The 21,440-nt window shown below is 68.3% G+C and carries 17 protein-coding genes; 6 read left to right on the top strand and 11 right to left on the bottom strand.

The window, feature by feature from the left end; genetic code table 11:
* Positions 1 to 286: 286 nt before the first annotated feature.
* Together KL771_RS24075 and adhP are read left to right on the top strand one after the other, a co-directional pair.
* Positions 287 to 1,453, top strand: coding sequence for an MFS transporter (locus tag KL771_RS24075; RefSeq protein WP_261971054.1), 1,167 nt, complete (start codon positions 287 to 289; stop codon positions 1,451 to 1,453).
* A gap of 260 nt (positions 1,454 to 1,713) precedes the next feature.
* Positions 1,714 to 2,742 carry an alcohol dehydrogenase AdhP gene (adhP, locus tag KL771_RS24070; RefSeq protein WP_261971053.1) on the top strand — a complete coding sequence of 343 codons (1,029 nt, stop codon included), beginning with the start codon at positions 1,714 to 1,716 and terminating at the stop codon, positions 2,740 to 2,742.
* A 39-nt stretch (positions 2,743 to 2,781) separates the two neighbouring features.
* On the opposite strand, the gene cimA is transcribed toward adhP, so the two are convergent.
* The 5 genes from cimA to KL771_RS24045 form a co-directional block, all read right to left on the bottom strand.
* Positions 2,782 to 4,380, bottom strand: coding sequence for a citramalate synthase (gene cimA / locus KL771_RS24065; RefSeq protein WP_261971052.1), 1,599 nt, complete (start codon positions 4,378 to 4,380; stop codon positions 2,782 to 2,784).
* An 8-nt stretch (positions 4,381 to 4,388) separates the two neighbouring features.
* Complete coding sequence (locus KL771_RS24060; RefSeq protein WP_261971051.1) at positions 4,389 to 4,883, bottom strand: GFA family protein; 495 nt, start codon at positions 4,881 to 4,883, stop codon at positions 4,389 to 4,391.
* 186 nt (positions 4,884 to 5,069) lie between these two features.
* Positions 5,070 to 6,467, bottom strand: coding sequence for a cysteine--tRNA ligase (cysS, locus tag KL771_RS24055; RefSeq protein ID WP_261971050.1), 1,398 nt, complete (start codon positions 6,465 to 6,467; stop codon positions 5,070 to 5,072).
* A gap of 257 nt (positions 6,468 to 6,724) precedes the next feature.
* Complete coding sequence (locus KL771_RS24050; RefSeq protein ID WP_261971049.1) at positions 6,725 to 7,234, bottom strand: CreA family protein; 510 nt, start codon at positions 7,232 to 7,234, stop codon at positions 6,725 to 6,727.
* Positions 7,235 to 7,361: 127 nt separating this feature from the next.
* Positions 7,362 to 8,717, bottom strand: coding sequence for a GGDEF domain-containing protein (locus KL771_RS24045; RefSeq protein ID WP_261971048.1), 1,356 nt, complete (start codon positions 8,715 to 8,717; stop codon positions 7,362 to 7,364).
* A gap of 266 nt (positions 8,718 to 8,983) precedes the next feature.
* Here KL771_RS24045 and KL771_RS24040 point away from each other — a divergent pair, with 266 nt between their 5' ends.
* Positions 8,984 to 9,490 carry a MarR family winged helix-turn-helix transcriptional regulator gene (locus tag KL771_RS24040; protein ID WP_261971047.1) on the top strand — a complete coding sequence of 169 codons (507 nt, stop codon included), beginning with the start codon at positions 8,984 to 8,986 and terminating at the stop codon, positions 9,488 to 9,490.
* Between the two features lie 178 nt (positions 9,491 to 9,668).
* A complete protein-coding gene (locus KL771_RS24035) occupies positions 9,669 to 10,964 on the top strand; it encodes a DUF2865 domain-containing protein (RefSeq protein ID WP_261971046.1) in 1,296 nt (431 codons plus the stop codon).
* On the opposite strand, the gene gltX is transcribed toward KL771_RS24035, so the two are convergent.
* From gltX to KL771_RS24020, 3 genes are all read right to left on the bottom strand, one after another.
* A complete protein-coding gene (gene gltX / locus KL771_RS24030) occupies positions 10,927 to 12,303 on the bottom strand; it encodes a glutamate--tRNA ligase (protein ID WP_261971045.1) in 1,377 nt (458 codons plus the stop codon). The two genes, KL771_RS24035 and gltX, sit on opposite strands and share 38 nt — an antisense overlap.
* A gap of 46 nt (positions 12,304 to 12,349) precedes the next feature.
* Positions 12,350 to 12,634, bottom strand: a complete 285-nt coding sequence (locus KL771_RS24025) for a hypothetical protein (RefSeq protein WP_261971044.1) — start codon at positions 12,632 to 12,634, stop codon at positions 12,350 to 12,352.
* A gap of 192 nt (positions 12,635 to 12,826) precedes the next feature.
* Positions 12,827 to 14,551: an NAD+ synthase gene (locus KL771_RS24020; RefSeq protein WP_261971043.1), complete on the bottom strand. Its 1,725-nt coding sequence runs from the start codon at positions 14,549 to 14,551 to the stop codon at positions 12,827 to 12,829.
* A 137-nt stretch (positions 14,552 to 14,688) separates the two neighbouring features.
* Here KL771_RS24020 and KL771_RS24015 point away from each other — a divergent pair, with 137 nt between their 5' ends.
* A complete protein-coding gene (locus tag KL771_RS24015; RefSeq protein WP_261971042.1) occupies positions 14,689 to 15,636 on the top strand; it encodes a GNAT family N-acetyltransferase in 948 nt (315 codons plus the stop codon).
* A gap of 40 nt (positions 15,637 to 15,676) precedes the next feature.
* Here KL771_RS24015 and KL771_RS24010 read toward each other — a convergent pair whose 3' ends face one another.
* Positions 15,677 to 16,714 carry a PAS domain-containing protein gene (locus KL771_RS24010; RefSeq protein ID WP_261971041.1) on the bottom strand — a complete coding sequence of 346 codons (1,038 nt, stop codon included), beginning with the start codon at positions 16,712 to 16,714 and terminating at the stop codon, positions 15,677 to 15,679.
* Positions 16,715 to 16,900: 186 nt separating this feature from the next.
* Entirely contained in the window at positions 16,901 to 18,301 is a 1,401-nt protein-coding gene (locus tag KL771_RS24005; RefSeq protein ID WP_390867605.1) for a class II 3-deoxy-7-phosphoheptulonate synthase, read from the bottom strand.
* Positions 18,302 to 18,610: 309 nt separating this feature from the next.
* Between KL771_RS24005 and KL771_RS24000 the strand changes: the two genes are divergently transcribed.
* On the top strand, positions 18,611 to 19,312 hold the full coding sequence (locus KL771_RS24000; protein ID WP_261971040.1) for a GntR family transcriptional regulator: 702 nt from the start codon (positions 18,611 to 18,613) through the stop codon (positions 19,310 to 19,312).
* 139 nt (positions 19,313 to 19,451) lie between these two features.
* Here the strand turns inward: KL771_RS24000 and KL771_RS23995 are convergent, their stop codons facing one another.
* Positions 19,452 to 21,413 carry a potassium transporter Kup gene (locus KL771_RS23995; protein WP_261971039.1) on the bottom strand — a complete coding sequence of 654 codons (1,962 nt, stop codon included), beginning with the start codon at positions 21,411 to 21,413 and terminating at the stop codon, positions 19,452 to 19,454.
* Between the last annotated feature and the right edge of the window lie 27 nt (positions 21,414 to 21,440).

Here is a 21,440-nt window from a genome sequence, read left to right as displayed (position 1 = left end):
GCGGCGTGCCGGGGGCGGCAACCCAAGGCTGGCTGACCGAGGGTGAGCCACCGCCCGCCCGCGCCGCGCACATGCAGGCTATGCGGTGCCGGCTGCTTGACCCAGCCGCCGCGGCGCCACAGCTATCCGGCTCGTGGGTGCGGACGGCGCCAGTCCCGCCGATCGCCGCCGCCCGTGCCTTCCTGCCTTCAGCCCAGTCCCGGTCCGACCGGTTCCGCGCGCCCGCCCGGCCTGGGCGGATCGGCGGGTCCGGCCTGCAGGGGCGGCCATCCCCGGGACCCGTTCCATGCCGTTCTTCCTCGCGCTCGGCGCCGCCGCCTTCATGTCGACCGTGGTCATGCGCATGACCGACCCGGTGGTCGGGCCGCTTTCCCATGATTTCGCCGTCGAGCCGACGCGGATCGCCCTGTTCGCGACCGCCTTCGCCCTGCCCTATGCGCTGTTCCAACTGGTCTTCGGGCCGCTCGGCGACCGTTTCGGCAAGACCCGGGTGATCCGGCTCGCCGTGCTGGCGCTGGCCGCGATGATCGCGGCGTCGGCACTCGCCCCCGACTATCCGACCATGCTGACACTGCGCTTCCTGTCGGGGATGTTCGGCGGCGCGGTCATTCCGCTCGGTCTCGCCACCATCGGCGACCGCTTCGCCCTGCCCGACCGCCAGGTCATGCTGTCGCGCTTCATGGTGGCGACCTTCTCGGGCCAGATCGCCGGCTCCTTCATCACCGGCATCCTGGCCGAGGTGATGCCGTGGCGGCTGATCTATGGCGGCTACGCGCTCTTGGCCCTCGGCATCGGGCTCGGCCTCTTCACGATCCGGGCCGGCGCCGACGCCTCGTCCGAACCGCTGACGCTCGGCGGCACGCTTCGTCGCTATGCCGGCATCCTGACCGGCGACAAGGCGCGCGCGCTCTTGCCGATCGTCTTCGTCGAGGGCGGATTGTTCTTCGGCTTCCTGGCCTTCGCGCCGGCCTACCTGTCGGAGATGCGCCACCTGTCGCCCGGCGACATCGGCTTCGTCATCGCCTCCTATGCGGTCGGCGGCATGGCGCTGACGCTGGTGGTCAAGCCGATCCTGCGGCTGATCGGCACCTACGGCATGATCGCCGCCGGCGGCCTGATCGGCGGCCTCGCCGTCGAGGCGATGGCCCTGCCGCTTCCCGTTGCCGGCCACATGCTCGCCTCCGCCGGGGTCGGCTTCGCCTTCACGTTGATCCACAACAACCTGCAGACCCGCGCCACCGAGATGGCGCCGGAAGCCCGTGGCTCCTCGGTCGCGGTCTTCGCCTGCTGCCTGTTCTTCGGCAACGGCACCGGCCCGATCCTGATGAAAAGCGCCGTCGACCTCGGCGGCTACGTCGCAGCCTTCCGCGGCCTCGGGCTGATCATAGTCGTATTCGGCATCGTCGCTGCGCTGACGCTCCGTCATCGCGAACAGCGCCTGCCGCAATATTGATCAATCCAGCACTGCCCGGGACATCAACGCCGAGAAAAAATCTGCCGGATGACTGGCGCTTTGTTTGCCGGAATCACACCGATGAGCCTGCATACATGACTTTCGAACATTTCCAATCGTTCGAAGGATTGATTTTCATCAACGACCGCCCGCTCGGCGAATGATGATCTCGCCCACCAGCGGGCCACCCGGGGTTGCTGCGCCGAAGCGGGCCGGCTCTTGGGTGGTCTGACTCTGTGCATTCGGTCGATGAGGTCATCATGGCTCAGATGATGCGTGCTGCCGTGGTCGAGGCTTTCCGCAAGCCTCTGGTCATTCGCGAGGTTCCCGTCCCCACGCCCGGGCCGGGTCAGATCCTGGTCAAGGTGGCGGCCTCGGGGGTCTGCCATACCGACCTTCACGCCGCCGACGGCGACTGGCCGGTGAAGCCCAACCCACCTTTCATCCCCGGCCATGAGGGCGTCGGGATCGTCGCCGCGCTCGGCGCCGGCGTCACGGCCGTCAGGGAAGGCGATCGGGTCGGCGTGCCGTGGCTGCACACCGCCTGCGGCGCCTGCCCCTATTGCTACACCGGCTGGGAGACGCTGTGCGGCCAGCAGCAGAATACCGGCTACTCGGTCAACGGCGGGTTCGCCGAATATGCGCTCGCCGATCCGAAATATGTCGGGCATCTGCCGGACGGCCTCGAATTCGGTGCGGCCGCTCCGGTGCTTTGCGCCGGCGTCACGGTCTACAAGGGTCTCAAGGAGACCGAGGTGCGGCCCGGCGAATGGGTTGCGGTCTCCGGCATCGGCGGCCTCGGCCACATGGCCGTGCAATATGCCAAGGCGATGGGCTTGCATTGCGTCGCTGTCGATGTCGCCGACGACAAACTTGACCTCGCCCGTTCTGTCGGAGCCGACCTTGCCGTCAATGCCCGGACCGAGGATCCCGCCGCGGTCGTGCAGAAGGCGGTCGGCGGCGTCCATGGCGTTCTGGTCACCGCCGTGTCCCCGGCCGCCATCGAACAGGCCTTCCACATGCTGCGTCCGAAGGGCACCATGGCGCTGGTCGGCCTGCCGCCGGGACCGTTCGCCCTGCCGATCTTCGATACGGTGCTGAAGCGCATCACCGTGCGCGGCTCGATCGTCGGCACCCGCGCCGACCTCGCCGAGGCGCTCGCCTTCGCCGGCGAGGGCAAGGTGAAGAGCCACTATGCCTGGGGGCGGCTCGAGGACATCAACGGCATCTTCGACCGCATGCGCCAGGGGACGATCGAAGGCCGTATCGTGCTCGATTTTCGCGATTGACGGCCATAGGCCGGCGGGCACCGGCCCGCCGGCGGCACCTCATGCGACCAGGGCCGCGCCGCTCTTGACCAGCTTGTAGACGATCGAATCCATCAGGGCCTGGAACGAGGCGTCGATGATGTTTTCGGACACGCCGATGGTGAACCAGCGGTTCTCGTCGCCGTCCTTGGATTCGATCAGCACGCGGGTGGTCGCGCCGGTGCCGCCGTTGAGGATGCGGACCTTGAAGTCGACCAGTTCGAGATCGGCGATGAAGGGCTGGTAGCCGCCGAGATCCTTGCGCAGGGCGCCGTCGAGCGCGTTGACCGGGCCGTTGCCCTCCGCCGCCGAGAAGACGACATGGTCGCCGACCCGGACCTTGACGGTCGCCTCCGACACCGTGACCAGTTCGCCGAGCGCATTGTGGCGGCGCTCGACCATGACGCGGAAGCTCTGCACATCGAAATAGTTCGGCACGCCGCCGAGGTGCCGGCGGGCGAGCAGTTCGAGCGAGGCGTCGGCGGCCTCGTAGGCGAAGCCGCGCGCCTCGCGTTCCTTGACTTCGGCGAGAAGCCGGTCGACGCGCGGATCGTCGCGGTCGGCCGCGATGCCGAAACGGGCCAGTTCGGCCATCAGGTTGGACTTGCCGGCCTGGTCGGAGACCAGCACCCGGCGCCGGTTGCCGACGGCCTCCGGCTCGACATGCTCGTAGGTGCGCGGGTCCTTCATCAGGGCCGAGGCATGGATGCCGGCCTTGGTGGCGAAGGCCGAGGCGCCGACATAGGGCGCGTGGCGGTTCGGCGCGCGGTTCAGCACCTCGTCGAAGGCGCGCGACAGCGTGGTCAGCTCGCGCAGCTTGGCATCCGGCACGCCGATCTCGAAGCGGTCGGCATAGTCGGGCTTCAGCTTCAGGGTGCCGATCAGCGTGATCAGATTGGCGTTGCCGCAGCGCTCGCCGATGCCGTTGAGGGTGCCCTGGATCTGGCGTACGCCGGCGCGCACGGCCGCGAGCGAATTGGCGACCGCCTGGCCGGTATCGTCATGGGCATGGATGCCGAGCCGGTCGCCCGGCACATGCGCGGTCAGTTCGCCGACGATCCGCTCGATCTCGTGCGGCAGGGTGCCGCCATTGGTGTCGCACAGCACGACCCAGCGGGCACCGGCCTCCGAGGCCGCCACCGCGCAGGCGCGCGCATAGTCGGGATTGGCCTTGTAGCCGTCGAAGAAGTGCTCGCAATCGACCAGCACCTCCCGGCCGCGCGCCACGGCCGCCTCGACCGAGCGGCGGATGCCGTCGAGATTCTCCTCCAGCGTCGTGCCGAGCGCCACATGCACGTGGTAGTCCCAGGACTTGGCGACATAGCAGATGGCGTCGGCCGAGGCGGCCAGAAGCGCCGCGATGCCCGGATCGTTGGAGACCGAGACGCCCGGCCGCTTGGTCATGCCGAAGGCCGTGAAGGCCGCGCGGCGGGTGCGCTTCTGCGCGAAGAAGGCATCGTCGAGCGGATTGGCGCCCGGATAGCCGCCCTCGACATAGTCGATGCCGAACTCGTCCAGCATGCGCGCGACGAGGCACTTGTCCTCGAGCGAGAAGTCGATGCCGCTGGTCTGCGCCCCATCGCGCAGCGTCGTATCAAAGAGATGGACGCGGGACTTCATGTCGGATCTCAGATCTCGTCGGTCGGCGGCCGGGCGGCCGGCCAGATTGCGGTGTCGTGGTCGGGATGCTGATACGAGACGAGGCCGTCCTGGAACGGCGCATCGCGCGGATCGGCGCCGGTGCGCTCCTCCGACAGGCCGGCCAGGGCGGCGAAGAAGGAGACACGGCTTTCCACGGCCAGTTGCACGGTCGGCGGCACGTCCTCGGGGCGGTCGAGCGCGCCGAGCGCCACGTCGACCACCGTCGAGTCGTCGGCCTGGTAGGTCAGCGGCGTGCCGCAAGTGGCACAGAAGCCGCGCCGGACCTTGTTGGAGGAGCGGAATTCGGCCGGAGCGCCGCGCGTCCAAACCAGTCCGGGCGCGCCAACCAGCGGTCCGAAATAGCCGCCGAAGGCCTTCTGGCACATCCGGCAATGGCAGATCGAGGCCCGCCCGAGCGCCGGCGCGGCAAACCGCACCGCGCCGCACTGGCACCCGCCGGTGACGGGAGATGGGAGAGTCATGGGGCGGCTCCGGGCTGGAGGTCGGGACCGATCAGCCGACCGAACTCGGACAGGACGGCGGCCGCGCGCGCGACGACCGCGCGAACCCGTTCCGCACGGCAACGGCCTCCGGCGGCCGTGCGGCAGGATCCCCACGCCGCACCGCCCGCTCGCGTTCCGCTGCCGGCTCGAGACGTTCCGCCTCGCTCATCGCCTGACCTCCCATTCCGTCCGGAACGCGCCGGTCTTCGGGTCCTTGGAGTCCTTCAGGATGACGCCGAGCGCGGCGAGTTCGTCGCGCAGGCGGTCGGATTCGGCGAAGTTCTTGGCGTTGCGCGCGGCGAGGCGTGCGGCGACGAGCGCCTCGACCGCCGCCTGGTCGACGCCGGCGGCCTCCTTCTTGCGCGCCGCCCAGGCTTCCGCGCTTTCGCCCAGGAAGCCGAGGAAGCGCAGCGAGCCGACGAAGCGGGCGAGATCGGCCTCCGAGCCCGAGCGCTGCGCGGCATTGCGCAGGCCGTGCAGTTCGGCGATCGCCTTCGGGGTGTTGAGATCGTCGGCGAGCGCCTCGAGCACGGCGTGGTCGGGGGACGACGCGGTCAGATCGCGGGCGAACCAATACCAGTCGTCGAGCGTGCGGGCGCTCTCCTCCAGGCTCTTCAGGGTCCAGTCGATCGGCTGGCGATAGTGCGTCTTGAGCATGGTCAGGCGCAGCACCTCGCCCGGCCAGTCGGCCAGCAGCTCCCGGATGGTGACGAAGTTGCCGAGCGATTTCGACATCTTCTCGCCTTCGGCCTGCAGGAAGCCGTTATGCATCCAGACACTGGCCATCACCGGCTGGTGGAAGGCGCAGCGCGACTGGGCGATCTCGTTCTCGTGGTGCGGGAAGACCAGGTCGATGCCGCCGCCGTGGATGTCGAAGGTCTCGCCGAGATGCTTCCAGGCCATGGCCGAGCATTCGATGTGCCAGCCCGGCCGGCCGTAGCCCCAGGGCGAGTTCCAGCCCGGCTCGTTCGGGCTGGACGGCTTCCAGAGCACGAAATCCATCGGATCGCGCTTGTAGCTCTCGACCTCGACGCGGGCCCCCGCCTGCATCTCGTCGAGCGGGCGCTGCGACAGGCGGCCGTAGTCGGCCATCGACGGCACGCTGAACAGCACATGGCCTTCGGACAGATAGGCGTTGCCGGACGCGAGCAGCCGCTCGTTGATGGCGATCATCTCGGCGATATGCTCGGTGGCGCGCGGCTCCACGGTCGGCGGCAGGCAGCCGAGCGCACCGACATCCTCGCGGAAGCCCTGGTAGGTCTCCTCGGTCAGGCGGCGGATGCCGGCGACCGGCTCCATCTCGGGGAAGCGCTCGGCGGCGCGCGCGTTGATCTTGTCTTCCACGTCCGTGATGTTGCGGACATAGGTGACGCGCGCCGAGGTCCGGTAGATTTCCTGCAGCAGCCGGAACAGCACGTCGAAGACGATCAGCGGGCGCGCGTTGCCGATATGGGCGCGGTCGTAGACGGTCGGACCGCAGACATACATGCGCACGTGCGAGGGATCGAGCGGGCGGAAATCCGCCTTGTCGCGCGTCAGCGTGTTGTAGAACCGCGGAACCATGCAGAAACCTCCCATGCCGGCTGGCCGGGGTTTCATCTGGTCTTCAGGGCGAGCAGACGGAACCGGGCCAGCGCGAGCGCTAGCCGCAAATGATGTTGGCGATCTTGCTGATCGCGTCGATGCCGTGACCGGTCGTCATGATGCTGGTGTGATGGATTTGTCCGGTGCCGTCAAGGGCCGGCCGCGGCCCGAAACGCCGGCCGGCAGCGGGGCCGCGCCGCGACGGCGGCCTGGCCACGCTGCGCCGCAGCCGGTCGTCACTTGATCCAGTCACCGCAGCGCGGCGGCGCGTCGCTGCCCCAGGGCATGACCGGGACCGAACTGGTCGAGTTCTTCGGGCTGCCCTCGACGATCTTGTCCGTATAGACCATGTAGACCAGCACGTTGCGCTTGGCGTCGCAGCCACGCACGATCTGCATCTTCTTGAAGATCAGCGAGCGTCGGGCCCGAAACACTTCCGCGCCCTGCTCGGTCTTGGCCTTGAAGCGGATCGGGCCGATCTGCCGGCAGGCGAGCGAGATGTCGGAGACCTCCTCGGCGACGCCGAACATGCCTTCCAGACCGCCCTTCTCGGGTACCGTATAGTGGCAGGCGACGCCCTCCACGTCGGGATCGTCGATGCCGTAGACGGCCAGCTTGTGGTCAGGTGTGAGCAGCTTCCAGACCGTCGACTTCTTGAAGATCAGGTCCGGCTCCTCGGCCCGCGCGGCGCCGATGGACACCAGGGCCAGCAGGGTTGCGACGAGGACGGCAGGACGAAAGGTCATGATCGGGCTCCGTGGCCGGTGGCCTGACCGCGCCGACACCAGCCCCGCGGCCCGGTGAAGACGGGTTGCCGCCGGCTCCATGGTCCGGATATGGGGTATCCGGGCCGCCAAATCGAGAGGTCGCGGTTCAGGCCGCGCGGCTTTGCGATGCTGCCGGTGGCAACATGGCCATCTCGACCCGGTCGCGCCCGCCCTGCTTGGCCCGGTAGAGCGCGGCATCGGCGCCCGCCAGCCAGCTCTCGATGGTCTCGAAGCGATTGTCCCAGGTGGCGATGCCGAAGCTCGCCGTGACGGGGGAGGCGTCGCAGCCGTCGATCTCGATCTCGGCCAGGCGCTCGCGCAGGCGATCGGCCAGAATGCAGGCCCCCTCCATGTGGGTCTCCGGCAGGATGACCGCGAATTCCTCGCCGCCGACCCGGGCGACCTCGTCGACACCGGTGCGCACCGCTCCGACCAGCGCGCCGGCCACCTGACGCAGGACGTCATCGCCGACGGCATGGCCGTAGGCGTCGTTGATCCTCTTGAAGTGATCGACATCGAGCGTGATCAACGACAGCGGGTGGCCGTAGCGGACGCTGCGCGCGACCTCGCGCTGCAGAATCTCCATGAAGGCGCGCCGGTTGATCGCTCCGGTCAGATCGTCGACGCTCGCGAGACGACGCAATTCGCCTTCGAGGGCGATGCGCTGTGCCATCTCCTCGTCCAGCGCGCTGCGCGCGGCGCGCATCTCCTCCGCCAGTGCGGCCAGTTCGGCCTTCTGCGCCTCGAGGGCGCGATTGGCGAGGACGAGTTCGGTCTTCTGCTGTTCGAGCGCGTTGTAGGCGCTGCGCAATTCGCCGAGGTCGGAGAAGGTCAGCGTGACGCCGCCCTCGAAGCGGGATATCGCGATCTCGAAGGTTCCACGCCGCCCGCCGATGATGCAATCCGCCTCGAGCCGGGACGCCGCACCGGTCGACAGGACCAGGTTGCAGAAGTCCATCAGTTCGAGCTCGTCGAGATTGACCAGAATGCTGCTCAACTTGATCCCGTAAGGCCGGTCGTCATCCCAGCCGAACAGATTGACCGCCGCCCGATTGCCGAGAATGAGGGAGAGATCGACCATGGCGCCGTCCGGCGATCGATCGGGCGTCCCGGCCACCATGGCAGAGGGTCCCGAATGCAGGATCGCCTCCAGGAGGTCGAGGCGCATCACAAGCGGCATCGATTGTGCCAGAAGAACCGGGCCGCGGTCGTCATGCACCGGAAGGATCAGGCGCTCCCAGGTGTAGACCGAGTGGCTGCGGACGGCGGTACAGATCGCCAAGGCCGGCGCCATCCGCTCCGCCACCATTCTGTAGGCGCCCGGTACGCTGTCGGGAACATCGCGGCCGAGGCTGTCGAGGCGCCGACCGGTCAGATCGGTCCGGATCGCGCGGACAAGGTCGCGGCCAAAATAGACGTAGCGGAACTCTCCGTCCACCAGCCGCTCCAGGACGGCGGCCATCTCGGGGACCGTGAAGTGGTTCTGGTTGAAATGAGACAGGGTCGGGACCGCGCCGCACCGTTGCCAAGCCGCGCGCCATCGCTCGAGAAGCTGCCTGTTCTCCGGCGTCCTTAGATGCCGTTCCAGGTCATCGCAATGAATTTCGTCGTGCATAGGACCACCTTGTCCACTGCCGTAGCATGCTGCGGAAAACCCCCGTAAGGATCGTTAACGGGACCGGCAGACCGGCCTTTCCATTGCCCGATTGGTTAAGCAGGGGTGTTGCGGTGCCAAGAGAGCAGGAACCGACGGCGCCGACCGCAGGGCCAGGCGCTGCCCGCGGACTGGCGCTGGCGTTGATCGATGCCGGCGAGGCGATCGCCTTCACCCTGGCCCGCATCGCCGTCGAGCGCGGCGGCATCGGCTTTGCCGAGCGCCGGGTGCTGGCGGCCCTTGTCGGGCGCGGCGAGGCTACGGCCCGCACGGTTGCCGCGGACGAGGGCCTGCACAAGACGATGGTGTCCCGCGCCGTTGCGGCCCTGATCGGAAAGGGTCTCGTCGAACGGCGCCCCAACCGGGCCGACCTGCGCGAGGCCTTCCTCACCGCGACCGAGAAGGGCCGACAGGCGGATCGCCTGATCGGCGAAGCCGAGAAGCGCCTCGAGGCCCTGCTGGCCGCGGGGCTCGATCCGGCCGAGCGGATCGGGTTCGAGCGGACGCTCGCGGGGATCGCCGCGGCGGTGGCCCCGGTGGCCGCGGCCGACCCGGTCGGCGACGGGGCCCGGCGGCGTTGAGGGCCGGGTGCGCACCGCACGCGCCGGACATGGCGATAGCCGCCTCCGCGCGCCATGGCATTGCCGCGCGCGAAGCGGTAGAATATCGGGTCGTCGGCGGCCGAGCAGCGAGGCCGATCCCCTCGACAGGCGACTTTCGGGCGGGGGCGTTCAAAGGGTCGTGCGGAGACGATCGTCGATGAGGTCACCTTTCGTTTCAGCCCTGTTCGCCGGATTTCTTTTTGCGCTCGGCGCCTCGGCACAAGCGCAGGGGGATGTCTGTGCCGGCCTCGCCGCGCAACTCGCCCGGCTCGACAAGTCGGGGGCGACCGTCGATCCGCTGTCGGACGCGATCATGCGCCAGCGCGATTCGCTCCAGCGCGGCGTCGCCGACTATCAGCGCCGCTGCCAGGGCGGCTTCTTCACGCCGGCCGCGCCGCAGTGTCCCGCGATCCAGGCGAAGCTTGCCGAGATGCAGCGCAACCTCGAGCAACTCGAAGCCCGCGCGCGCGGCGCCCGCCCCACCAGCGCCGGAGTGCCGCCTGCCGGGGAGGATCGTGCCCGCATCCTGACCGCCATGCGCCAGGCCGGCTGCGGCGCCGGGCGATCCGCGACGGCCGGCGGCCCGATTCCGCCGGGCACCATCGCGGCCGGACCCGGCCGCGCAGCCCAGAATGGATCGGCCCCGATCGTCGCCGGTCCCGGCGAACGCTACTTCACGCTGAATGGGCCGAGCGGCCCGCAAACCTATCGCGAGGATGCCAGCGGCCGGGTCACGCGCGTCGACAGCGTGCCGCGGGCGCGGGTTGCCGCCGTCCCGCCGTCGCGCCCGGGCGGCGGCTTCTTCAGTTCGATCTTCGGCGAGCGCCCGCCGGGCGTGGCCGATCCGGACGATCCCTATGCGCGCGGACCGGAGCCGATCGACGGCGAGGGCCTGCCGCTCGACGACGGCGGTGCCTACCGCACCCTCTGCGTCCGCATGTGCGACGGCTACTATTTCCCGATTTCCTACTCGACCAGCCGCTCGCGCTTCAGCCTCGACGGCGACATCTGCCGGGCGCGCTGCCCGGGTGCGGAGACCCGCCTGTTCGTCCACAAGACCGGCCTGGACAGCGAGGCGGCGGTCTCCGCCGACGACGGCGAGACGCCCTATACGCGCATCCCCAATGCGCTGCGCTACCGCTCCGAAGTCGTTTCCGGCTGCGGCTGCGGCCGGCCGGATCCGGCGATGCTGCCGGTCAACGCCAGTTCGGACGAGGGCGCCAATTCCGGCTCCAACACCGTCCGTGTCGGCGACGTGCGTGACGATCTGCCGATCCCGCGCGCCAAGCCGCGCTTCGACGAGGATCCCGATACCCGCCTGAACACGATCGCCAGCTTCATCCCGGCGCCGATCGCGACGATCCGGCCGCCGACCGCGGGCGGCCCGGGTGGCGAAGGCAACGCGCCGCGCAGCGTCAGGGTAGTCGGGCCGAAGTTCTTCGCCAACCGATAAGCGGCAGGAGCTTCTTGAGCTCCGGGCCGTGGTCGACCCCGGTCAGGGCTTGGCGCAGCGGCAGGAACAGGTCGCGGCCCTTGCGGCCGGTCGCGGTCTGGAGCGTCTTGGTCCAGGTGCCCCAGGTGGTCTCGTCCCAGGGCTCCGCCGGCAGCATCGCCCGCGCCTCGGCCAGGAACGCCCTGTCGGCCGCCATCGGTGCGGTCCCGGCTTCTCCCTGCGACGGAGGTTCCGCCTGCGGACCCTCCATGACGATCCGCCACCACTGCGCCGCCTCGGGCACGGTCACGAGGTTCGGCCGGACCGCCTCCCAGAAGGCGCGCGGATCGATCCCGCTGGCGCCCGGAATGCCGAGCGCGGCGAGGCGGTCCGCGACCGCCTCGAAAGCGAGGCCGTGAACCAGACGAGCGTTCAGCATGTCGAGTTCGTGGGGATCGAATTTCGCCGTCGACATCGAGACCCGCGCCAGATCGACGTGGCCGGCCAGTTCGGCGAGCGACCGGTAGGCGTGGATGTCCTCAGCCGAACCGATCAGCACGGACAGCGAAGCGACCGCCATCGGCTCGTAGCCGGCCGCGCGCAACGAGCCGATCGAGAGCGAGCCGAGCCGCTTGGAGAGCGCCTCGCCGGACACGGTCGAGATCAGGTTGTAGTGCCCGAAAGTCGGGACCGGGCCGCCGAGCGCCTCGAAGATCTCAATCTGGACGCCCGTATTGGTGACGTGGTCCTCGCCGCGGATGACATGGCTGATGCCCAGCGCGATATCGTCGACCACCGAGGGCAGCGTGTAGAGATAGCTGCCGTCCTCGCGGATCAGCACCGGATCCGACAGCGAGGCCGTATCGACGATCTGTTCGCCGCGGACCAGATCGGTCCAGCCGACCGGCCGGCCGTCGAGCCGGAAGCGCCAATGCGGGCGGCGGCCCTCCGCGGCAAACGCGGCATGCTCGGCGTCGGTCAGCTTGAGCGCGGCGCGGTCGTAGATCGGCGGCAGGCCGCGCGCCAGCTGGCGGCGGCGGCGCCGTTCCAGTTCGTCCGGCGTCTCGTAGCAGGCATAGAGCCGGCCTGCCGCCTTCAGGCGTTCGGCCGACTGATCGTAGAGGTCGGTGCGGTCCGACTGGCTGAGCATGATGTCCGGCCGGATGCCGAGCCAGCCGAGATCGTCGGCGATCGCGACCTTCAGGTCCTCGCGCGAGCGTTCGCGGTCGGTGTCGTCGAAGCGCAGCACGAAGCGGCCGCCCAGGCGCAGCGCGAACAGGGCATTGAACAGGGCCGCGCGGGCATTGCCGATATGAATGCGGCCGGTCGGAGACGGCGCGAAGCGAACGGTGACGGTCACGGATGGGATGCCTTGGAGGATATTCGCCGCCGGCGATCCTGCGGGATCAGCAGGCCGGCGAACGGGCGAACAGACAGAGGATGGCCACGATCAGGATCACGATCGCAATGTTGTTGAGGCCGGCGAGACGGCTGCGCGGCACCTCGCATTTCGCGCCGTAGTGACCGGTCCGATAGAGGTTCAGCGGGACCATCATCACCGAATGGTTGGCCCCGGCTTCGCGGACGAGCCGGTGGCCGCCCATGCCGACGACCACGAACAGGAAGCCGGCGAGCAGGAACAGGGCGGCGATCAGCAGGATCGAGGTGGTGCAGGACGAAAGGCCGAACATGGGAATCTCCGGGCGCGGCGCGGCGAGTGCCCGGACGTTAGCACCCTTGCTGCCGAAGGACGACGGCGCCCGCACATTTCGCACATGCGCGACCGTCGCCGGCGAGCCGAAATGCGCAGGCCCCAAAGGCTTCGGGCGCTCCCCGCATTTCGGATGGCGTCGGCCCGATCCGACCCGGCCAGGCTGCGACCCTCAAAAATCGCCTGCATCGCCGCGCGGCAGCCGCGCCTTGACGCTGCGGCCGAAGGCGACCGGCAGGCCGGGATCGCGGAAGCCGTTGGTGATCGGGTAGCGCCGGTCGCGGCCGAAATTCTTGCGCGTGATCTTGACGCCCGGCGCCGCCTGCCGGCGCTTGTATTCGGCCACCCGCAGCAGGCTCTCGACCCGGCGCACGGTGTCGAGGTCATAGCCGGCGGCGGCGATCTGGGCGATCGGCGTCTCGTTTTCGACCAGCGCCTCCAGGATCGCGTCGAGCACCGGATAGGGCGGCAGCGAATCCTCGTCCTTCTGGTTCTCGCGCAGTTCCGCCGACGGCGCCTTGTCGATGATGTTGACCGGGATCACCGTGCCGCCCGGGCCGAGCGCGCCGGCCGGAACTTGCGCGTTGCGCCAGCGGGCGAGCGCGAAGACCTGCATCTTGTACAGGTCCTTGATCGGGTTGAAGCCGCCATTCATGTCGCCGTATAGGGTCGCGTAGCCGACCGACATCTCGGACTTGTTGCCGGTGGTCAGCACCATGGCGCCGAACTTGTTGGAGACCGCCATCAGGATCGTGCCGCGGGTGCGCGACTGCAAATTCTCTTCCGTGATCCCGCTGTTGGTTCCGGCAAAGAGCGGCGACAGCAGTTCGAGGAAGCCTTCAACCGCGGGGGCGATCGGCACCGTGTCGTAGCGCACGCCGAGTGCCTCGGCGCAGGCGGCCGCATCGCTCAGGCTTTCGCCGGAGGTGTAGCGATAGGGCATCATGATGCAGTGGACGCGCTGCGGCCCGAGCGCATCGACCGCAAGGGCGGCAACGACAGCGGAATCGATGCCGCCCGAGAGACCGAGCACGACGCCCGGAAACCGGTTCTTGTCGACATAGTCGCGCAGACCCAGCATGCAGGCGGCCCAGTCGGCCTCAGCCCCCTCGGCCAGGCGCGCCATCGGCCCCTCGGTGCAGCGCCAGCCCTCCCCGTCCCGCTCGTAGACGACCAGCGCCACGGCCTCCTCGAAGGCCGGCATCTGGAAGGCAAGGCTGCGATCGGCATTGAGCGCGAAGGAGGCGCCGTCGAAGACCAGTTCGTCCTGGCCGCCGAGTTGGTTGGCGTAGATCAGCGGCAGCCCGGTCTCGACCACGCGCGCGACGGCCACCTGGATGCGCTCGTCCGTCTTGTCGCGCCAATAGGGCGAGCCGTTCGGTACGATCAGGATCTCGGCGCCGGTCTCGGCCAGGCACTCCGTGACCTCGTCGGTCCAGATGTCCTCGCAGATCGGCACGCCGATCCGGACACCCTTGACCGTGACCGGCCCGGGCAGCGGCCCCGCCGCAAAGACCCGCTTCTCGTCGAAGGGTCCGTAATTGGGCAGGTCGACCTTGTAGCGCACCGCATCGATGCGCCCGCCCGACAAGAGCGCCACCGCATTGTGCAGCCGTTCGCCGTCACGCCAAGGCGAGCCGATCAGGACCGATGGCCCGCCGTCCGCGGTGTCGCCGGCCAGATCCTCGACCGCACGCATGCAGGCGGCCTGGAAGGCCGGCTTCAGCACCAAATCCTCCGGCGGATAGCCCGCAATGAAGAGTTCGGTGAACACGACCAGATCGGCCCCGAGCGCGACCGCCTCGGCACGGCCCCGGCGCGCCTTGACGAGGTTGCCGGCGATATCGCCGACGGTCGGGTTGAGCTGCGCGATGGCGATCTTCAGGCGGTCGGTCATGGCCTCGGATTTATCGCGCCGGCGCGGGAGCGGCAAGAGCGCGGCGCGGCGATCCGTTAAGGCAAAAATGCGGATCTTCACACTGCGCCCGACGGTTGCGCTATCGGTTGGGGCCTCAGACCGACCGGAACGCCTCGATGACCGCAGCCCTGACCATCGCCCGCGAACCGCGCGTCGATTTCGCCGCGACCGCCCGCATGGCCTCGGCAGCCTTCGGCCGCAGTTTCTCGCCCGCGGCGCTGGAATGGCTCTACCGGGACGCCTTCTCGCAGGGTGCGATCGTCATCGGGGTCTCGACGGCCGAGCGCAAGGTCGGCCAGTTGGTGCTGCTGCGCCAGACGATCCGCCACCGCGGCGGCCTGCATCAGGGCGTGCTGGTGGTCGACCAATGCGTCGAGGCGGACCATCGCTCCGGTCCCCTGATGATCCGGATGTATCGCGAGGGCATGACGCAGTGCCGGGCCGAAGGCATCCGCTTCATGCTCGGCGTGCCCAATGCGACCGCCGCGCCGGTCGTCGAGCGCTTCGCCAAGGCGCCGCCCTGTCACCGGCTGGAGGCTCGGATCGGCCTCGGGCTCGGCTCGACGCGAGCCGTTTTCCTGTCGCAGGATCTCGACCGCCTCGGCGGCGCCGAGATTCTGGCCCTGTTCGAGAGCCGCCTCGCCGACGAACGGGGCGACGGGATTGCCTGGACGGCCGAAACTCTTCTGCGCCGCCTCGGCAAACCCCGGCACCGCTACGGCATCGAGGCGACCGACAACGTCCTCCTGCTGTCCCGCCGCGCACGGATGGGCGGGCTGCCGGTCCTGTGCATTCTGGGCCTGTTCGCCCGGCCCGGCGCCGAAACCGTGGGCAGCGAGATCCGGGGCGCGATCGCGGCCGCATGCCGACGCAGTCGGCGCCCCGCCTTCATCTATGCGGGCCTGAATCCGGCCATCGGCGCCGTTCCGGGATTCACCGTGCCGACCGCGCTCCGCCGATCGCCGCTGACGCTGCACATTCGCGACGACGGTTCCGCCGAGGCCGCCGGAAGCGCCCCGACGCGTTTCGACCGCTACGAACTGATCGATTTCGACTACGGCTGAGCCGGCCGCCGGCCATCGCGCACGGCGACGGTCCCGAACCCTAGCGGTAGAGATACTCGACGAACAACAAATCCTCGTCGGCCTCGCCCATGCGGGCGATGCGCGCGCCCATCGGCAGGGCGACCGGCAGGATGTCGGCGCGCGGATCGGGCGGCTGCACCCGGGCGACAGCCATCGGGCCGGCCACCTCAAAGAGGTTGCGCACGCGATAGCGCGCATTGTCGGCCAGATGCAGCATATGCCGTGCCGGCCGGTTGGCGAATTTCAGATCGGCCCCGGTCGCCGAGACGATCACCGCCGGATGGGCGAGGTTTTCGAGCACGTCGAAGCGGCCGGCCGGCGCGGCCGGCGCGGGCGCGCGCGCCGCACCCGCGGCATTGACGACCAGGAGTCCGCCGCGCGGTCCCTGGGGACCGAGCCAATAGGGCGTGGCGCGCCACATCGCCCGCCGCCCGTCGGCGAGGATGATCCGGCCGGCCGTCCCGGCCCGGCGCGCGAAAGCCTCGGCGACGGTCTTCATCATCTCCGCCGGCAACCGCTCCGCTACCGCCGCCGGTGCCGCCGCGCCCTCCCCGGCCGGTGCGAACATCTGCAGCGCTGCGGCATTGGCCCGGCGCAGGGTCATGGACTCGTCGAACAGAATAACGCCGCTGTCGGTAGCGGCCAGGACGCTGTCGAGCAGGGCGCTGGACTGCCGGGCCCCGTCGTCGCGTTCGCGCGGAACGGGTGATACCTCGATCATGCCGAAGATATAGAGATCGCGGTCGTCGCGGACCGCCCGGCCGCACATGCGCAGCGGAATCCGGGCACCGGCCGGGCCGCGCGCCACGATGTCGAGACGCCGGTCGCTGTTGGGATTGGCGAGGAGATCACGCACGTAGCCGAAGAAGCGCAGCCGCTCCGGCTCGTCGTAGAATTGCGCCACCTCGCCGAGCGGCGTCCACCCGTAGCTCTTGTGGACCTTCTCGACGCCCAGTCCCTTCGGCCAGTAGATGCTCTCGCGCGCGCAATCGAGCATCCAGTAGCCGACGTCCAGCGACAGCGCGATATCCCTGTAGAGCGCTTCCCTGTCGACCATGGCAAAGTCCCGTTCCACCGGGAGGCTCGGCCCAAAATACCAATTTTTTACAAATGCAGGAATCTTTATGAACGGTATGGACAAGGCGCCGTTTACGGCCGGAGCCGCCGCGCCTTGCCGCTACGTCTCCGGCCTCCGCAACGTCAACCGTTCGAAGGGCCGGAGAACGCCGTCACGCGGGCCGATTCACTCCGCTGCCGCCAGCAGGGTGCTCGGCCGCATCGACCGGTCCTTCTTCAACTCGGCGGCGATCAGGAAGGCGAGTTCCAGCGCCTGCCGGGCATTGAGACGCGGGTCGCACAGGGTGTCGTACTGGTTGCCGAGATCGGCATCCTGGATTGCCACCGCGCCGCCGGTGCATTCGGTGACGTTCTTGCCGGTCATCTCCAGATGCACGCCACCCGCATAGGTGCCCTCCGTGCGATGGATGTCGAAGAAGGCCTGGACCTCCTCCAAGATGCGGCCGAACGGACGGGTCTTGTGGCTGGACGACGACGTGATGGTGTTGCCGTGCATCGGATCGCAGGACCAGATGACGTTGCGCCCCTCCCGCTCGACGGCGCGGATCAGGGCCGGCAGGTGCTTGCCGACCTTGTCGGAGCCGAAACGCGCGATCAGCGTCAGGCGGCCCGGACGGTTCGACGGATTGAGCACGTCGATGAGTTCGAGCAGACCGTCGGGGGTCAGCGAGGGGCCGCATTTCAGGCCGATCGGGTTCTCGATGCCGCGCATATACTCGATATGCGCGTGATCCGGCTGGCGGGTGCGGTCGCCGATCCAGAGCATGTGCGCCGAGGTGTCGTACCAGCCGCCCTCGACGGAGTCCTCGCGCGTCAGCGCCTCCTCGTAGGGCAGCAGCAGCGCCTCATGGCTGGTATAAAAATGCACGCCCTGCAACTGCGGGACCGTGTCGGCGGTCAGGCCGCAGGAGGCCATGAATTCGAGTGCCTCGGTGATCCGGTCCGCCAGTTCCTGATACTGCTCGGCGACCGGGCTGTCGATCAGGAAATCGAGCATCCAACGGTTGACGCGCTCGAGCTTGGAATAGCCGCCGGTCGCGAAGCCGCGCAACAGGTTCAGCGTTGCGGCCGATTGCCGATAGACCATGCGCATCCGCGTCGGATCGGGGATCCGGCTTTCCGGCGAGAAGTCGAAGCCGTTGATGATGTCGCCGCGATAGGCTGGGAGTTCGACGTCGCCGCGCTTCTCGACATTGGACGAGCGCGGCTTGGCGAACTGGCCTGCAATCCGACCGACCTTCACGACCGGCAAGGCCGCCGAATAGGTCAGCACGACCGCCATCGACAGGAATACCTTGAAGAAGTCGCGGATGTTGTTCGCGGAATGCTCGGAGAAGCTCTCGGCGCAATCGCCGCCCTGAAGCAGAAAGGCGCGGCGTTCGCAGACGCGTGCCAGCGCCAACTCCAGCTTGCGCGCCTCGTCGGCAATGGCCAGCGGCGGCCAGGTCCTGAGATCGTCCTCGACGGCGTGCAGGATCGCCTTGTCGGGATAGTCCGGCACCTGGACGATCGGCTTTGTCCGCCAGCTATCCGGGGACCAACCCCTCGCCGCCATTTTGTCGGTCATTACAGCGCACTCCACCCCGGGCCGGCCTGAACGAGCCCCCGTCTTGATTTGGGGCACGCTTATACACGCCACGGCCCTGCGATGCTACCGCCACCCGTTTCGATCCGGCCGCAGCCGCCTCGCCGCTGCGTCAGCACCGAAGAGACTTCATATAGGCACTTGTCAATATAACGTAATAACACTGAGCCTAGTAGATTTATACGACCAAAGCCTCATCCGAGCCTATCAAGTTTCAATTCAGCGTTGACATCGCAATAAACTTTAAGGAATTTACTCTTACAAAATGAACTTAGAAGGGCGTCTCTTGTCATGACTCGTGCGCGTGGGAATACCGATTTTATTCAAGAAAATAGATATGAAAAGAAGTCGGAATCTTGCTATCGCGCCATCCGCAGCATGATTGTGGAAATGAAACTGCCGCCGGGGTCCTTCATCGACAAGTCCGTCCTGTGCCGAGAAATGAACGTATCCCGACAACCGGTCACGACTGCACTATCACAGCTAGAGCGAGAAGGGCTAGTCGAGGTCCTGCCGCAGCGGGGCAGCTACGTCACCCGGCTCAGCCGGAAGGCGATCGCCGAGAGCCTGGGCATTCGCGCCGCACTCGAAAGCTACGCCACCCGTCGGATGGCCGAGCGCGCGACCGAGGCGGACCTGGCCAAGCTCGACGCCATCGTGGCCGATCTCGACGAGGCGCTCCAGAACCGTGACGAGACGAAATACGTGGCTGCCAACCACGCATTTCATCTCGCCATCGCCGGCAGCAGCGGCTTCGGAAAGCTCGTCACGCAGGTCGATATCGGCCTGGCCATGACGGCGCGCGCCGCCCGCATGCTGCCGAGCGACATCTGGCTCAATCAGACCTTCCAGGAGCATCACCGGGAGATCGTAGCCGCGCTGCGCAAGCATGACAGCGTGATTGCCAGCGACGTCGCTGCGGCGCATATCGACACGCTCGGCGAGGCCCTGCTCCGCTATTCCGTCGAACGGCCCGAATACTTCGTCGACTGAGCGCGAAACGCCGGCCGCGGCGCCGGGCCCTGGAGCCCGCCGTCAGCACGAAGGTGCCGAGTGTAGCCGTCCGCCGACCGCCCGGGCAAGGCGGGGCCGCCTGCCCCGCCGGTCGTCAGCCATCGGACCCCGCCGGCCTTCAGATTGTGATCTGCGAGCCGAGATCGACCACGCGGCCATGCGGGATGTTGTAATATTCTGCCGGTTCGGCCTGGTTGCGGTAGAGGAAGATGAACAGACCGCGCAGCCAGGTCCACAGACCGCCCTCGTCGCCCTCGACCAGATGGGCGCGGCTGACGAAATAGCTGAGATCCTTGCGGTCGATATGGACCCCCATGGTCTCGGTCGCCTTGACGGCGGCCGGCACGTCGGGTGCCTCCATGAAGCCGAACCGGACCTGGACCAGAGCCAGTCCCTCGCCAAGCGTCTCCGCCTTGACCCGACAGGCATCCTCGATCCACGGCGTATCGGTCGTCTGGATCGACAGGAAGACGATCTGCTGGTGGCAGGCCTTGTTGTGCTTCAGATTGTGCAGGAAGGCGCGCGGCGCCAGCGTCTTGTCTTCCATCAGATAGACCGCCGTGCCGCGGACATGTTCGACGCGCGGGCTGCGCAAGGCCGACAGGGCGATCTTCAGCGGCACGCCTTCATGCCGGCGCCGGGCGGCGAGCCGGGTGCGGCCCATCCGCCAGCCGGCCATCACCAGGATCAGCAGCACGCCGAGCACCAGCGGCAGCCAGGCTCCGTGCAGCACCTTGGTGGCGCAGGACAGGAAGAAGGACACGTCGAACAGCATGAAGAAGGCGACCACCGGAATCGCCTTCCACGCCGGCCAGCCCCAGACCTTGCGCGCCACCAGGAAGGCCAGCATCGATGTCACCACCATGGTGCCGGTGACCGCGAAGCCATAGGCCTCGGCGAGCTTCTCCGATTTCTGGAATACCAGCACGACGGTGATCACCGCCATGAACAGGACCAGATTGACCGACGGTACATAGACCTGCCCGCGTTCCGCGGCCGAGGTGTGGCGCGTCTCGACACGCGGCCAGAAGCCGAGATGGGACGCCTGGTGGGTGACGGCGAAGGCGCCCGAGATCACCGCCTGGCTGGCGATCACGGTCGCCAGCGTCGCGAGCACGACCAGGAAGGGCTGCATGGCCGGCGGGACGAGATGGAAGAAGGTGTCGTGGGCGCCGTTGACCGGATCGCGCAGGGCATGCGCGCCCTGCCCGAGATAGTTGAGGATCAGCGAAGGCGCGACGACGAAAACGAACGCCTTGCGCACGGCCTGCCGGCCGACATGCCCCATGTCGGCATAGAGCGCCTCCGCGCCGGTCACCGCCAGAACCACCACGGCCAGGATGGCGAAGGCGCCCCAGCCGGCATGCAGCAGGAAGGAAAGGCCCCAACGCGGATCGAAGGCGGCCAGCACGACCGGATACTGAACGATCTGCCAGAGACCGAGGACGGCGAGGACGCCGAACCAGACCATCATGATCGGTCCGAACCAGCCGCCGACCCGCGAGGCGCCGCCGCGCTGGACGGCGAAGAGCGTGGTCAGGATCACGAGGGCGAGCGGCAGCACCAGATGGTCGAGGGCCGGCGCCGTGACCGAGAGGCCTTCGACGGCCGACAGCACCGAGATGGCCGGGGTGATGACCGCATCACCATAGAACAGCGAGGCGCCGATGATGCCGAGCACGGCGATGAAGCCGGCCATGTTGGGGGCGGACTGGTGCGCCAGCGCCATCAGGGCGAAGATGCCGCCCTCCCCGCGATTGTCGGCGCGCATGATGAAGGCCGCGTACCAGACGCCGACCACGATCAGCAGCGACCAGATGGCCAGCGACAGGAAGCCGAGCACGTCGGCCTGGATCGGCTGGATGACGCCGATCTTGAGGGCGGTATCGAGCGTGTAGATCGGGCTCGTCCCGATGTCGCCGAAGACGATGCCAAGCGCGGCCAGCAGGCCTGATTGCGTCGCGCCATGGGCGAGACCCGGTGCGGCCGCGCCGGCGGCGCCCTGGATCGGGCCGACGCCCGCACCGCCCTGCGGGAGGTCCGGGTCGACCGCGACCGTATCGATGTCGGTATGCGCCATGGGCGCTGATCTCCTAGCCCTGCCGGG

Origin of the sequence: Prosthecodimorpha staleyi (assembly GCF_018729455.1) — a bacterium.
In the GTDB taxonomy this organism is placed as follows: Bacteria; Pseudomonadota; Alphaproteobacteria; order Rhizobiales; family Ancalomicrobiaceae; genus Prosthecodimorpha; species Prosthecodimorpha staleyi.
The sequence above is the reverse complement of the archived record's forward strand: the minus strand, read 5'-3'. Positions and strand labels throughout refer to the sequence as shown.